Source organism: Carboxylicivirga sp. (assembly GCF_982718395.1).
The window spans coordinates 35,559-50,244 of the sequence record NZ_CEXQWX010000009.1; the positions used below are offsets into that span (position 1 = coordinate 35,559).

11 protein-coding genes are annotated in these 14,686 nt (G+C 38.8%); 4 read left to right on the forward strand and 7 right to left on the reverse strand.

The window, feature by feature from the left end:
- Positions 1–81: 81 nt before the first annotated feature.
- The gene (locus tag AC4MRQ_RS03505) at positions 82–2,028 is read right to left on the reverse strand and encodes an endonuclease (protein ID WP_491196257.1); all 1,947 of its coding nucleotides are present in this window, start codon (positions 2,026–2,028) and stop codon (positions 82–84) included.
- 543 nt (positions 2,029–2,571) lie between these two features.
- On the opposite strand from AC4MRQ_RS03505, the gene AC4MRQ_RS03510 reads away from it, so the two are divergent.
- On the forward strand, positions 2,572–4,932 hold the full coding sequence (locus AC4MRQ_RS03510) for a glycoside hydrolase family 95 protein (protein WP_491196258.1): 2,361 nt from the start codon (positions 2,572–2,574) through the stop codon (positions 4,930–4,932).
- Positions 4,933–5,082: 150 nt separating this feature from the next.
- Here the strand turns inward: AC4MRQ_RS03510 and AC4MRQ_RS03515 are convergent, their stop codons facing one another.
- Together AC4MRQ_RS03515 and AC4MRQ_RS03520 are read right to left on the reverse strand one after the other, a co-directional pair.
- A complete protein-coding gene (locus tag AC4MRQ_RS03515) occupies positions 5,083–5,469 on the reverse strand; it encodes a DUF423 domain-containing protein (protein WP_491196259.1) in 387 nt (128 codons plus the stop codon).
- A 133-nt stretch (positions 5,470–5,602) separates the two neighbouring features.
- Positions 5,603–5,860: a hypothetical protein gene (locus AC4MRQ_RS03520; RefSeq protein WP_491196260.1), complete on the reverse strand. Its 258-nt coding sequence runs from the start codon at positions 5,858–5,860 to the stop codon at positions 5,603–5,605.
- 166 nt (positions 5,861–6,026) lie between these two features.
- On the opposite strand from AC4MRQ_RS03520, the gene AC4MRQ_RS03525 reads away from it, so the two are divergent.
- Positions 6,027–8,561, forward strand: a complete 2,535-nt coding sequence (locus tag AC4MRQ_RS03525) for a DUF2569 family protein (protein ID WP_491196261.1) — start codon at positions 6,027–6,029, stop codon at positions 8,559–8,561.
- Here AC4MRQ_RS03525 and AC4MRQ_RS03530 read toward each other — a convergent pair.
- The 4 genes from AC4MRQ_RS03530 to AC4MRQ_RS03545 all read right to left on the reverse strand — a co-directional run bounded on the left by AC4MRQ_RS03530 (position 8,536) and on the right by AC4MRQ_RS03545 (position 11,520).
- On the reverse strand, positions 8,536–9,189 hold the full coding sequence (locus AC4MRQ_RS03530) for a YiiX/YebB-like N1pC/P60 family cysteine hydrolase (protein WP_491196262.1): 654 nt from the start codon (positions 9,187–9,189) through the stop codon (positions 8,536–8,538). The two genes, AC4MRQ_RS03525 and AC4MRQ_RS03530, sit on opposite strands and share 26 nt — an antisense overlap.
- On the reverse strand, positions 9,186–9,446 hold the full coding sequence (locus AC4MRQ_RS03535) for a hypothetical protein (RefSeq protein WP_491196263.1): 261 nt from the start codon (positions 9,444–9,446) through the stop codon (positions 9,186–9,188). The genes AC4MRQ_RS03530 and AC4MRQ_RS03535 overlap by 4 nt, the downstream gene beginning before the upstream one ends.
- A gap of 20 nt (positions 9,447–9,466) precedes the next feature.
- The gene (locus AC4MRQ_RS03540) at positions 9,467–9,799 is read right to left on the reverse strand and encodes a cupin domain-containing protein (RefSeq protein WP_491196264.1); all 333 of its coding nucleotides are present in this window, start codon (positions 9,797–9,799) and stop codon (positions 9,467–9,469) included.
- 212 nt (positions 9,800–10,011) lie between these two features.
- The gene (locus AC4MRQ_RS03545) at positions 10,012–11,520 is read right to left on the reverse strand and encodes a hypothetical protein (protein WP_491196265.1); all 1,509 of its coding nucleotides are present in this window, start codon (positions 11,518–11,520) and stop codon (positions 10,012–10,014) included.
- Positions 11,521–11,697: 177 nt separating this feature from the next.
- Here AC4MRQ_RS03545 and AC4MRQ_RS03550 point away from each other — a divergent pair, with 177 nt between their 5' ends.
- Positions 11,698–13,278, forward strand: coding sequence for a DUF2339 domain-containing protein (locus tag AC4MRQ_RS03550; protein WP_491196266.1), 1,581 nt, complete (start codon positions 11,698–11,700; stop codon positions 13,276–13,278).
- Positions 13,279–13,416: 138 nt separating this feature from the next.
- Positions 13,417–14,652, forward strand: coding sequence for an MFS transporter (locus AC4MRQ_RS03555; protein ID WP_491196267.1), 1,236 nt, complete (start codon positions 13,417–13,419; stop codon positions 14,650–14,652).
- Positions 14,653–14,686 lie beyond the last annotated feature (34 nt).

A 14,686-nucleotide genomic window follows, 5' to 3' on the forward strand; every position in this document is an offset into this window, starting at 1 on the left:
CCGTGGTTAATCAACATATATAAGATAAAAATGGCCCCTGAATCTCAGGAGCCATTAATACTATCAATTACTATCTAATTTTTACTTCTTCAAGAATTTACCGTTGGTTACCAGTTGATCTGAACGAAGCTGGTAAAGATACAAGCCACTCTCAAGAAAAGATAAATCATAGCTTTTTGCCGATATCGTAGAGGAATGTACTAAACGACCATCCTGACTATAAATTATTATAGTTCCATTAATTATTTCTGAAAATTGTATTTGATCAAACACCGGGTTTGGACTAAATGTAATTTTGGCCGATGTGGTTTCGATATTTGTTGGCGTGTTGTAAACCTCTGACTGCTTATCTCCAAACACATAATCTGCAAGATTTGGCAGGTCAATAAAAGGATTGCGGTTTTTCTGCCAATCGTAAATCACATTGTTTCGATGCATTTCATAATCATCAGGAACATCGGCCTTATGCCATTGCATCAGATAATCAAGGTCTCCAAGCTCACCAACTGTTGAGTTGCTTGGATTACCTGATACAATATCAAGTGAGTTGTAGCGCAATGCCATAAACATTAAACTACGGGCAACATCACCTTTCCAGCTTCCTGCATTACCCGAAGGACCATCGTATTCATCTCCGTAATCTTTATTACTTCTGCTTGAATTTTCCTGTGAATCGGCCGGGCGCAAACCATGTGCATCAGAATGGGCATGCTCAATATGGCTGGCATCGGTTGTCATATACACATCCTTGCCGTCAGCGCTTGTTGATGTTCCGCTTGAAAATCCTCCTCTCGATTGTGGATAAATGTGCTCACGATTCCATTTACCAACTCCTGAACCTGAACCTTGCTGATCGATTTTAGCACGCCCCTGCTCGGTATACAGCAACCATACCTCATCATTATTAAGCGGATTTACATCTGCTTCCTTTAATATATCCCACACATCACCGTAGGTTTGAGCACGAACAATATTTGTGTTCGAAATCAAATTGGTAATGGCTGTTTTTAAAGCCTGACCTGATAAACCTGATAAGCTGCTATAATATGTTGCCGGAGCAGTTGAGGATACATTGCTGTAGGTTGGGTTAATGGGGGTTCCGTAATTACCTACTGCAAAGTCATTGTCTTCTATTGTAATCGAATAATTGTCATTGAATGCTTTATATGACGCATCCAGGTTGACAAAACTCAAAATCAATGTTTCATTGCCTTCGTCATCTGAATCATCAGTTAAGTTAATGCTAACACTTGCAGTGCTTGTACCGTCGCTAATGGTGGTGCTTAGATTACCGATATAATCAGCACTGGTAAAATTGCCATTGGCCAGTGTGTAGCTTAGGGTCAGATCACCACTAACCACTTCCGAGCAAGTAAAAGTAACATCAAAGCTTTCACCTTCGGTATACGTCATTTTGGGCGTTGAAATTGTGATAGCTGGTGATGTAACACCTCCCCCATCATTCAAGGCACCCGGAGTTGACGCTTTTGCTTCAAAGGTATTGTCGGCTTTTCTTTGATTGGAGTGATTGTCTTTGTCACCGCCAGCGTCTTCATTGTACTGAGTTGACACGCCAAAACCACCAAGCAAGCCCGAGTCATCCGAATCATTGGTATCATAAACCAATACATCTTTTAATCCCGATTGTGTAATGGGTGTATCATTAGGAAAACTAGACGCATCACCCTGGTAGATAGCTACAGCATCTGCTCCATTTTGCACCACGTTATCACTCTTTGTAAACACATAGTCAGGTGTTGGTGAAACGCCACTTGTGCCCAATACAAACAAGCCATTCGCATCGCTTGAATATCCATCTAAATCAAAAGCTTCATAGCTCCTGTCATCGCTACCATTGAACAATACCACCACATAGCCATCCAGAGCCATATTGGGTGATGATGTAAGGAGTTCTATAAATTCTTTGGTATCAGTTCCGGGCGAGTCAGCATCAACTTCATTGATAACAATTTGAGCATTTGTATGCATCGCCAACCATAATGCCGATAAAAGTAAAAAATGTTTCATATGGACTATTTTTAGTTAAAACGGCACTAATGTAGACCATTTGGTCGGTTTAAATATTAAATATTTGTGGTTTTTACATGAAAAAGTTGACTATTTATTAAGCACAATATTAGCTACTGGATATAATGAATAGCATATCGGAAAATAAAGCTGTTAAATGGAATAGCAACGGTTCAACATAAAGATATAACAGCTTCACTCCAACTCAGATTATCAAACACTTACCTTTCACGAAGCCGTTAGAAGCTAAAAGTATGAATCACTACAAAACCAACGCCACCATAACCATTTTTTGTATAATATTTAATAGATTTCATTTATAAATGTCACAAAAATAAGATGAAACCAACATATTTGACTTATAATTTTAATTAACATATTTACATAGAGTTATATGTCATATTTCCCAACACTACTAAATTGAAAAATCGCTAATTCAAATGGTATCAATTATTAAGAATAGTATATTTTTGGGAGAGTCGTTTTTGCATAGAAAACATATACACAAAAAAGAAAATCATTATCGTACTTAAATCAATATCAATGAAACACAAACTAATTGGGATGGCAATTATACTTTCGCTATCCCTGTACGGGTGTTCTACACCTTTAGATCAAGAGAAACCCTTAACACTCTGGTACAACCAACCTGCCACCGAATGGATGACCGAAGCTTTACCCTTTGGTAATGGTTATATGGGCGCTATGTTTTTTGGTGGCATTGAGCAGGAGCAAATTCAATTTACAGAAGGAACACTATGGAGCGGTGGTCCTGCTTCGAACGAAGCTTATAATTATGGTACCAGACCGGGTGCCTGGAAGCATTTAGAAGAAATTCGTCGTTTATTAAAGGATGGTAAATTTGAACGTGCTCACCGGTTAGCAAGCAAAGAACTGACGGGAAGCCTGCATAAACACGAAGGCAGTTCTAACTTTGGCGATTATGGTGCCCAGCAAACCATGGGCGATCTGTATATTGATATTCAGCACAAAGGCCAGGCACAGAACTATAGGCGCGAACTGGATATTACAACAGCAGAAGGCCGTGTAAGCTATTCAGTGGATGGAATCGATTATCAACGCACCTACTTTGGTTGTTATCCACAGAAGTTGTTGGTCTATCGCCTTGAAAGCACTGAAGCAAGTAATTATCAGCTGCAATATAAATCACCTCATATAACCAAACAACAGTCGTATAAAGATGGCTTGTACCTATATGAAGGAGCAGTAAAGGATAATGGAATGGCGTTTGCCACTGGTATTCGCTTAGATACCGACGGTAAGGTGGCATTTGAAGGGGCACTATTAAAGGTCAATAAGGCCACTTACCTGAATGTTTATCATACCGCCGCTACTAGCTATGAGGCTAAATACCCCGATTATCAGAAAGCTAACAATGTAGTAAAAGATGTTGAGCAAGTACTATCCCATCTGAAGAATGCCAGTTACGATGAGATTCGTGCCGAACATCTTGCCGACTACCAGTCATTATATAAGCGGGTGGAATTAGATCTTGGATCAAATAACCGGGATACCATCCCTACAAATGAACGTTTGCTGGCTTACCATGATGGAGCGGTTGATCCGGGACTGGAGCAACTTTACTTTCAATATAGCCGCTACTTAATGATTTCAGCCTCTCGCCCCGGCACGATGCCATTGAGTTTACAGGGAAAGTGGAACAACAGCGTAGACCCACCCTGGGCATGTGACTATCATATGAACATTAATCAGCAAATGCTTTACTGGCCGGGCGAGGTTACCAATCTGAGCGAATGTCATACACCATTGTTCAACTACATGGAATCGTTGGTTGAGCCCGGACGTATCTCAGCCAGGGAATTCTATAATGCACGGGGCTGGATTGTTAACACCATGAATAATCCTTTTGGATATACCGCACCTGGTTGGGGCTTTCCATGGGGCTTTTTCCCCGGAGGTGCTGCATGGCTATGTCAGCACACTTGGGAACATTATGCCTTTAATCAGGATAAAGAATATCTGCAACAGGTAGCTTATCCATTGATGAAGGAAGCGGCCTTGTTTTGGATCGATTACCTGATTGAGGACGAAAATGGTTACCTGGTATCCTGCCCGTCTTATTCGCCAGAGCATGGAGGCATTTCAACCGGCGCCAGTATGGATCATCAAATGGCATGGGATTTACTCAACAACTGCGTAAAAGCCTGCGAAGTTCTTGATATTGATGCTGATTTCAAAGCTCTAGCTGCTAAAACACGTGATCGCATTTGTCCGCCAATGGTAGGTAAATGGGGGCAGCTACAGGAGTGGAAAGAAGATCTGGATGATCCGAAAAACCATCACCGCCACGTTTCACATTTATTTGCTTTGCATCCGGGCAGTCAGATTTCGGTTGACCAAACAAAAGAATGGGCCGATGCGGCACAGATTAGTCTAAATGCCCGTGGTGACAGTGGCACCGGATGGTCTTTAGGGTGGAAAGTAAATTTCTGGGCGCGCTTAAAGGATGGCGACCGGGCTTACAAGCTTTTTCGTCGCCTGCTAAAACCAACATCCACAAAAGGAGAAGAAATGATGTATGGAGGTGGAAGTTATTCTAACCTGCTGTGTGCCCACCCACCTTTTCAGTTGGATGGTAACATGGGTGGTTGTGCCGGCTTAGCTGAAATGATGGTACAATCACATGCCGGTGCCATTGAGCTTTTACCTGCTATTCCTCAGGAATGGAAAAATGGCAGTGTGAAAGGATTAAAAGCCCGCGGTAATTTTGAAGTAGCAATAAGCTGGTCAGGTGGAGAATTAAAAGAAGCACAAATAAGTGGAAAGCCAGGTTCTGAAAGTCAGGTTCGTTACAAAAACGATGTACGCTCATTTGTGATTCCGGAGAATGGTGTATTCACCTATAATCCAGACCTGAAATAACAGCAGAATTTTAGGTTATCCAACCTGAGTTCGATTTAATTTTTGAGATTCAGATTACAGAAAAAATCTTGAATATTGTAGTAAACTTTAAGTCGAACTCAGGTTACTTTTATTTTTGACTTCTGTATTTCATCTCGGAGAAATTCAGACTTACTTGTAATGACGCACTACTTGCACCAATAGTAAACACCAGCCAACGATCATTAGTAAACCACCAAGTGGTGTTACGGGCCCAATAAACTTTAGGTTAGCACCCATTACCGATTGCAAGGACAGAAAGTAAATGCTAAACGAAAACAAAAAAGTTCCCAGAATAAAGCTCCAGCCCATATATTGCTGCAATCGCGTATCAAAAGATAGGTAGAACCCCAGAACCAACAGTACAATGGCGTGATACATCTGGTACTTAACCCCCACTTCAAAACTTTGCAGTTGAGCTTCGGTTAGTACTTTTTTTAGAGCATGAGCACCCAAAGCTCCTAAAATAACCGACAAAGCGCCGTATATACTCGCTACGATCAGAACTATTTGTTTCATAGTAATAGAATCAGGACATAAGACTTAAGTATCAAGACTGATAAATGTAAACTCGTTCTTTGAACAACACCTACACAGCCTATAAAAGTTGCTTTATAAAAACAATGAACAAACAATAAAGAGGACAAAAAGTTTAACCTTTAACATTAACTAAATCTCTTATTTCAAAGCTTAACTTTTCTGAGAAATCAATTTTCAACGACTCAAACTCCTCATCCATCACAAACTTAAACCCTTCAATGGTTTGACTTGGTAATGGTTGTTTCCCCTTATACTTCTTCCGATAGGCTTTAACTTGCTTGCAAGTATCGCGCTCTATTGCCACTAAGCATTCCAGTTCGGTATTTTCGTATATCTCGTAGTCACTTTTAATATTTCGTAGTATACCCATATGGAAAAATTGTTGATTTGTTGATTTGTTGATTTGTTGATTTGTTTAGTTACTAAACTTGTGGGGTCAAAGTAGAGTAAAGTTTATTGTTGATGAGTTGAATTCTTGCTCAAAATATTTAAAGTTTACAATAATAAGTTATTTTTATGTCATAAATCTCACTCGCATGAATCTACGAACAAAATTAGCACTCGTTTACTTACTATTCATATTCATTAGTAACAATATTCGATCAAACACTCCAGATTGGGTCAATACCGTATCATATCCAGACACATACAAGATCAACGAAAATGAAATATCAAATGGATATTTGTACCTACTGTATGACAACCAGGTTAATATTGACGCTCAGCATGATTATCTTCATTATGCAATTAAAATAACTAATACTACCGGGTTATCTTCTGCTTCAACCATTGAAGTGAGCTACGATAAAAATTATCAAAGCCTCAAATACCATTATATCCGTATTATTCGCGACAATGAAGTTGTTAATGTTCTGGCAAGTCAACAACCAGAAACAATCAGGCGCGAAACCAGATTGGAAAATGGAATTATTGATGGTAGATTAACCTCTTTTCTGGAAATAAATGATTTACGCGTAGGCGACATAATTGAATATGCTTATACAATTACTGGATTTAATCCTATAAAGGATGGGTTATTTCACAACGCCTGCAACCTCAATTATTATATTCCTGTTAGCCAAAGCTATTTAATGTTTCAAACAAAAGAACCTTCCCTATATAAGTATCAACTGATCAATGATGCACCTGAACCTGAAGTGAAAAAGAGAGGAGAATTAACTCAATACATTTGGAATATCGACACCCCAAAAGTAATTGACACAGAAGCTGATGCTCCTTCCTGGTTTGATCCTTACAACCGGGTTATCTTTGCTTCTAAAGTAAGCTGGGAAGAGTTGGCTCAACACATTCTTCGTCACTATCAGAGTAGTCAATCTATGTCAGCAGAAATCAATTCATTTCTTGCAAGTATTGACAAAGGTAATTCTCAAGCTCAAAAAGCAGGGAAAATCATTCAGCATGTACAGGATAACATCCGCTATCTTGGTAATGAAAATGGGATATACAGCTTTAAACCGCGTCATCCAAATGAAATTTTCAATAAAAGGTCAGGTGACTGTAAAGAGAAATCATGGCTTCTGTCAAGCATGTTAAATGAAATTGGTATTGAGGCTTACCCGGCTCTGGTAAACACTTATCTCGAAGAAAAGGTAAATACACAGCCTCCCAGCTACGAAAGTTTTGATCATTGTATAACTTGCATGGTTATTGAGCAAGACACTCTTTTTATTGATCCAACAATTTCGGGTCAATCAACCAATCTGGAGAATTACCTGACTCCTGATTACGGCTACGCTCTGATTATTGATGATGAAACCACCGGGCTAACACGTATCAACTCAAATGTCTTTTATGAGACCAAAATAACGGAAAATTACACAATAGATGATTATAGTGGCAATGCAGAGTTACATGTTACTACCATTTATAAAGGCTATGATGCGGTCATCAACAGGGATTATTTAAAAAATAGTGCACTTAACGATGTACAAGATCAGTATCTGCAATTTTACGCTTCAATCTACCCTGAAATTGATACAATCAAACTATTAAGGGTAAGTGATGATTTAGATAAAAACATCATAGAAGTTAATGAGTACTACAACATCAAGAATTTATGGACCAAGGAGGATACCTTGCAAAATAAAATTACGGCCTATTTTGAAGCGTCCTCATTCAACAGTCAAATATCCAGAACTGTTTACCCAGAGCGAAAAAGTCCTATGTGGCAAAGGTTTCCTTTACGCTACAGGCAGGAAATACAGATTAATCTCCCCGAAGAATGGACTATATCAAAATCCAAATCTTCCATCCATGGACCAGGGTTTAATTACTATTACAATGTTTTCAAAAAGGATAAAACCATTTATTTATCGTATGATTATCAAACCACCGATGAAATAGTGAACGCTAACGATTATCAAGAGTTTATTGCTAAAAATGAGAAAGTTGCTAATGACCTCTCCTATGAAATTTATAAATACGGTCAGCAGGATGGCAGCAGTTCATCAGGTGGCACCAATGTTCAAATGATAATGATTGCCGTATTTACCATTATTATCAGCATTTACCTGGCTGGTAAACTCTATAAGCTGGATTCTCCTAATCCGTTTTCAAACAGAATGGGAAGAACCATTGGCGGATGGCTGGTTCTGGTAGCTTTTGGTGTTACTCTGACTCCGTTCATTTTAGGTTATTCGATTTATTCAATGGAATACTTCAATAGTCTCAACTTTGAACATGTTTTTAATCCGTCATCAGACCAATACTCGGTTTCGTTAGCGGCGTTTATAATTGTTGAGATGATATTTAATCTTCTCTTCTTTGTCTTTTCTATCTTAAATGTGGTTCTATTCTATCAAAGACGATCTATTTTCCCTAAGGTATTTATTGCGTATATCCTTACCAATTTTCTTTTTATCATCATAGATAATGTGGTTGCCATGTCTTTTAACATGGAAGCATTTGACAGTGAAACCAATATTGAGTTGTTCAGACGTTTAATCTACATCTGTATATGGGTTCCTTATCTACTAATATCAGAGCGAAGCAAGGAAACTTTTGTCAAGCAACTGAAGCCAAATCCTATTCCTGCTCAACCAATTGATTAACGAACCCTAAAAAGTATAAACGGTCGCTGGTTGCCATCCCATTGGGATTGCAGCCGGGCTGGCCTTCGGGTATATCAATTCCTAAATCTCTGTAGTGTTTTACCCAGCCACTATGGAAGGTTCCGCTTTCAGGGTCAATAAAAGTCATCGGATTAAGTTGAAAGACAGAGTCCCGTGCAAAGATTTCGTAAATATATTCTGAGCAGTAATAGCCTTCGTCTTCGAGGATATAAGAGAAATTATAGGTCTGTCCCAGTTCTTTATTTGCGATTAACAAAGCACTTTCAATACTTTCAGCACTAATATCTTTAATTCGGTAATGCCCAATAACAATTGAATCATTATCATTCTGACAAAATTCAGACAACAACTCTTTACAAACACCTTTAACAGGTGCTGCATGCAATACCCATATTGTATCATTCTTTACTTCAACCACACCCATATGTGTGTAATGATGATCGTTACCTGTTTGAGTGACTGCATCAATAGCTTGTGATAAAGAACTGTTCAATCGTCCCCTGAAAAGAATATCTCCCGACTTAAAATGGTTATTTTGCTCCTTGTTGTTACAACTCATAAAAACTGTTAAAACCACAAGAACAAACATTTTTATCATACGGTTCATTTCCATGATATTTCAATCTCGATGGGTTGGGTACTGAAATCATTCATCATAAATCGTAAGTGCCTGATGCCTTTCTGTTTTATCTGCGGCAACCATTTTTCGAGAGGTTTGCCTTTAGCTTTACCTTGCTCGTCAACTACTTCCATCAGCACATCTTTACACTTTGCTCTGGACACATTTAAAGAGATACTTTTTACCTCTTCAGGAATCGAAACTTCCTCGATTCTATTGCGGACAGATAAGCTCACTGTTTCCATTAATTACTAAAATTAATTCCTTATTCCTTAATCTTATACCTATCTACCTGATTAAATAAAGTTAAGTCTTTATAGCCAGCTTTAATTTTAGCCGAATGTACCTCATCTTTATTAATAAAGTAAGTATCACCCTTTTGCAAAAGGTGAATTTTGCCACTAATCGTTAACTCAATTTCTCCATCCAACACAACTCCCCATTGCGCCTCATGTGTATGAGCAGGCACCTCAGTATCTTTATCAAACTCCATAAAAACAAACTGCTGCTCACCTGCTTGAATCAACCTTGAAACAAGACCTTCGATTGGTATATCAGCCTCGGGATGTTGATCTATTATTGGAATCTTATTAATCATTTTCTTTTGTTTATCCTTAAAATATGCTTGAACAAAATTAGTATAATTCATAAAAACCTCATCGACTTCTTGTTTCCTGCAGATTACCCAAATTTATTTATAAACGCTATTCTGCGTGCATCAGCGCAATCTGCGGGATAATAATTTATAGCCTTCCATGTTTATACACACTGTAAACCTGTCTTATGTCTTGTGTCTAAAATCTAATAATCTTATTCTATCAATATCAAATCAAGCAAAACCTCATAAGCTTTCTTTTTGGTGAGCTTCGACTTCATCCAGGCATAATACACTGAAGCGTGCAAATCCTCCTGCTCAATGGGGACCCAATCAAAGCCCTCCTCTACCCGATTATAAAAAGCCTCTGTTTTGGCAATTTCAGGATCATCTACTATTTGGTTGATTAACTGGAGAAACACCTTTACGCGCTCCAATTGCGGCAGGCTTTCAAACAAGTGCTTTTGCCGCAATAAGGCTCTTATTTTATTGGAAGCAATATCTAACCTATCCAACTCAAATTGTATAAAAACCTCTAAAATATCCTTCTTCACAACCCACTCAACTCCTGCAATTTTAGCACACCACTGATTGCTATGCTCAATACTCATCAACTCCCTAAGTGCTACCTTATAGTCTTCGTTATAGAAATGGTATATCGCTTTATTCAGTTTCAGATTAAGCACCTCATCGGGCCGCAACCTCAACTTTTGCATAAATGTGGCGTCCACCATACGAATGGCCTCATCAATATGTCCCGTAAAAAATCGTAAAGCACAATACAATTGAGTAAAACGGGGCAACAACTTGGTGTACTCAGCACGTGATATAACACGTAACTGCTCCCTTAACACATAGATATATTCCAATGCCTGTTTAAATTTTTTATTCCGAAATAAGGTATGAGCAATCATGTATTGCAAACGAGCTACATACACCTTGTCATTACCGGAACTTTGCTCGCCGGTATTCATACTTTTATAGTAATGAAGTAATACTGGCTCGAAACCATAATAATCTTTGGCAGATTTGGCAGCACTTCGGGCGATAGACATTAACCGATAAACCATCGAAGGACGGTAAGAAATCGCTACTTGCAAATCAAACTCTGCTAAAGTATGCTCGATGATCTGCCGCATATCTGGCCCATCCAGCTTTGTTTTAGAATGCTGCAAGTGGTATTGGATAACCTTATAGGCCGTATCAACTTTATCATCTTCAATGGCCAGTTGCAGGTATTTTTTCTTCTTTGCCAAAACATCTGTAATATCCTGCTTCAACTCATCCAGGGGCATCTCCAATTGTAATCGCGCAATTTGGTTTGCCATGGCAAACAGCTCAAAGTTAACCGCCATCTGCTCTGCTTTCTTAAGATATTTCCAGGCCAGATGAATAATCTCAAATTCTTTTAAATAGCGCGCCAGACCAATAAAAGCCGACACCTGTGTTTCGGCTGTTACATCTTCGCGCAGTTGTTTGAAGTAGATAAAATCAGTCAGATGCTTCAACAACTTTTTGCGCAAAGCATGATATGCCACCTGGTTATTGTCAGGATAAAGTTTTTGCACGATGATTTTCTGATCCTGTTCACCTTCTTTATAGAGAATCCCAAATAACTCCAGATCCTTCCGTTTATCTTTTTTCTTTAAACGATTGATAAACGACGTAAATTCTGTTGCATCCGATTTTGATAAGGTCTGAATAATCTTCACCAATGCATCCATAAGCGCTTTTTAAAAGTCTGTTATAACACATCAAAACTACTAATAAATAAAGGATAATGCATATATAATTCATTTTCAAAAGTCCTCTATTGAGATATTATGGTTTGTATTCACCTGGTTTACCATCGTAAGTTTACACCGTCAATTATCACAAAGTATAACCCAAATTTGATGAACATGATTGATTTAATTAAGAAACATTGGATAACCACATTAGGTATCCTGTTTTTGTTTTCATCCTTCACCTATTTTCTGAAAATAGCGTTTGAAAACGATTGGTTTCCTGCCGAACTGAGAGTCCTGTCGGGCTTTGCTATCGGTGTTACGCTCCTCTTTGCCGGTTACAGTTATTACCGCAAAAACAGTTTGAATACCTGCCAGATGCTGGCTGGTACCGGCATGAGTGTTATTTATGCTACTTTCTCGTATGTGGCATTTAGCGACAGCCTCAACTGGCCTTACAACATCACTTTTATCTCGGTGCTTAGTTTAACGGCCTTAACCACCTTTTTAAGTTACCGCTATAACTTGCGGGCTCTTATCTTTATCAGTATTATGGGTGGTTTGCTCTCTCCTATCTTTATGAAAGCAGAAGCACATCACGACCTGTTGTTATTTGCCTATGTACTGATTCTTAATGTTGGTGCTCTATACGTGAGCATCTCCAAGCGCTGGACAGAACTTCGGGCCATGACCTTTGGTATTACCGTGCTCATTTATGCAACGTATTTTATCTATTTCGATCCTGAAACATGGGAACGTCCGTTCTTTTATGCAGCCTCTTTGTTTGCAACCTATATGGGTGGCATTATTTATGCCTCGCATCGCGAAAAAGATCTGTTTACAGGGTGGAACCTGTACTTAAGTTTAATCAATGCCATGTTGTTTATATTCTGGTCAATATACATTCTTGGCAGCTTCGAAATTACTTTTACCATACCGTTGTTAATTGTTGGAACTGCATTTATGACAGCAGCGATATTTATTTATTACCTGTCGGATAAAAAAGCCTTTCCATCTATTATTTATGTATGTCTTGGATTAGTATTATTTACCATCTCGGCAGCTAATATTCAGCCGATGAATATTTATGGCCTGGAGTATGTGGTTACAACTCTTCTTTGGCTATTAGTGGTAGTCAGCACTTATTCTATTGGTCGTTTCACCAAGACCCATGAATTGATTTATATTAGTTACGCTGCCTGGATGATGCTGATTATTTATTGGTTCACGGTTGCATGGGATGTTCAATGGCTTGAGTTATTTGGCATTAAATACCTGCCATTCCTTAATGCAGGCGCTTTAACATGGATGGCTCTGGCGGCGTTCGGCTTTTACACATCAAAAAAGGAACAAAGTAATAATAACAGCCTGAGTACTTTTATCGCCATTGTTGCCAACGTTATTGTAGCAGGTTTATTTACTGTTCAGATCAAGAATCTGTGGGTTGCCTATGATATTGATTTTATCAGTCGTTCATTAGCCATCTCCATCTCATACATTGTGTACGCCTTGCTTATTTTTATTTGGGGTGCTCACACCAAAGCAATTGCATTCAGAATAATGGGGTCTGTCGTGCTGATATTAACGGCTATAAAAGTGTTCTTCTGGGATCTTTCCGGCGATGCCAATATCAGTAAAATGATCTTTTTATCCATCATTGGATTACTAACGCTCGCTATTGCACGAATCAATAAGTATTGGTTAGATAAGGAAACAGTTCAAAGTCCGCTAGTCAGGGAGTCTGATGAGAAGTAAGCGATGAGAATTGAGTAATGAGTAGTGAGTATTTGTACTGACTACTCACTACTCTCTACTTTGCACTAACTACTACAACCTATATATTTGCATTTGACTAAAACCAAAAAGGTTTGGTTCGATAAATAAACCTGAATTATGAGCAAAACAAGAAACACCAAATGGCTGCCGCTATTCATTACCAACTTCCTGGGGGTTTTAAACGATAACTACCTGAAGTATTTAGTATTTTATATTTCAACCACCTGGTTAATGAAAGAGCATGAATCAATGGTTTTGATGATTGCACAGGCTGCTTTTGTACTACCTTATATTTTCTTTTCGCCAATAGCCGGTAAACTGGCCCGTGACCATTCAAAAGCCAGAATTATTCAGCGCGCCAAGCTATATGAAATTCCCATCATGATTATTGCATCTGTTGGTTTTATCATGCAAAGTGTTGTTATCACTATGTTTGCCATCTTTCTGATGGGCTTGCAAAGCTGTCTTTTTTCACCGGCCAAATATGGTATTATTCGCGATATTGGAGGTAAAGAAGGAATTCCTTTTGGAACCGGCGCTATGGAAATGCTAACGTTTATGGGGGTGCTGATTGGTACTTATGTTGCAGGTATCACATCTGATATCAGCCTGATTGAGTCCATGACGGGCTATCGTACATTAATTCTTTGTGCAGCTTTAGTATTGCTGGCTGTACTTGGATGGTTATTCAGTCTTAAGATATCGCCCATGGAGACCGTTCCTGATGATGAAGATGAAACCACCTTAAACCCGTTTATATTCCTTATCCGTTCCTATAAATGGAGTCAACAAATAAAAGGTCTTAACGCAGTAATTTTTGGACTAGCCACTTTCTGGGCCATTGGTTCACTACTGCAATTAAATGTTGTCTATCATTGCCGGAACACCTTATTACTTTCCGATTCCATTTCCAGCACCATTATGGCACTGGTTGCCATTGGCATTGGTGCGGGATGCTACCTTACCGGAGTGATCTCCAATAAAAAAGTTAAGATGTACCTGGTTCCGATTGGTGGAATCGGCATGCTAATATGTGTATCACTTATTTTTATACTGAACCCGCCAACAGTGCTCTTTACTGTATTGATTGTATTGACCGCCTTTTTTGCTGGTGTATTTAAAATACCATTGAATGCTTTTATTCAGGATCGCGTGCATGGTAGAAAACTGGGTCTGATACTGGCGTATAACAACTTAATGTTATTCACTTTTATATTGCTATCAGCCGGTATTTTTGGAGTGGTTGAAAAGGTTGCTGATTCCCTGATGGTATTTGGAGCTGTTGCTGCCATTACTTTAGCTATAACCATTATTGCCTGGCTGAAGATACCTGGAGCGAGAGGGAGGAATTGAGAGAAAAGAGGAAAGAGATGAGAACTACTGACCA

What these genes read in the sequence shown, in the direction of transcription:
- AC4MRQ_RS03505 (WP_491196257.1), bottom strand. Translation starts at nt 2,028, where the DNA reads ATGAAACATTTTTTACTTTTATCGGCATTATGGTTGGCGATGCATACA.
- AC4MRQ_RS03510 (WP_491196258.1), top strand. Translation starts at nt 2,572, where the DNA reads ATGAAACACAAACTAATTGGGATGGCAATTATACTTTCGCTATCCCTG.
- AC4MRQ_RS03515 (WP_491196259.1), bottom strand. Translation starts at nt 5,469, where the DNA reads ATGAAACAAATAGTTCTGATCGTAGCGAGTATATACGGCGCTTTGTCG.
- AC4MRQ_RS03520 (WP_491196260.1), bottom strand. Translation starts at nt 5,860, where the DNA reads ATGGGTATACTACGAAATATTAAAAGTGACTACGAGATATACGAAAAT.
- AC4MRQ_RS03525 (WP_491196261.1), top strand. Translation starts at nt 6,027, where the DNA reads ATGAATCTACGAACAAAATTAGCACTCGTTTACTTACTATTCATATTC.
- AC4MRQ_RS03530 (WP_491196262.1), bottom strand. Translation starts at nt 9,189, where the DNA reads ATGAACCGTATGATAAAAATGTTTGTTCTTGTGGTTTTAACAGTTTTT.
- AC4MRQ_RS03535 (WP_491196263.1), bottom strand. Translation starts at nt 9,446, where the DNA reads ATGGAAACAGTGAGCTTATCTGTCCGCAATAGAATCGAGGAAGTTTCG.
- AC4MRQ_RS03540 (WP_491196264.1), bottom strand. Translation starts at nt 9,799, where the DNA reads ATGATTAATAAGATTCCAATAATAGATCAACATCCCGAGGCTGATATA.
- AC4MRQ_RS03545 (WP_491196265.1), bottom strand. Translation starts at nt 11,520, where the DNA reads ATGGATGCATTGGTGAAGATTATTCAGACCTTATCAAAATCGGATGCA.
- AC4MRQ_RS03550 (WP_491196266.1), top strand. Translation starts at nt 11,698, where the DNA reads ATGATTGATTTAATTAAGAAACATTGGATAACCACATTAGGTATCCTG.
- AC4MRQ_RS03555 (WP_491196267.1), top strand. Translation starts at nt 13,417, where the DNA reads ATGAGCAAAACAAGAAACACCAAATGGCTGCCGCTATTCATTACCAAC.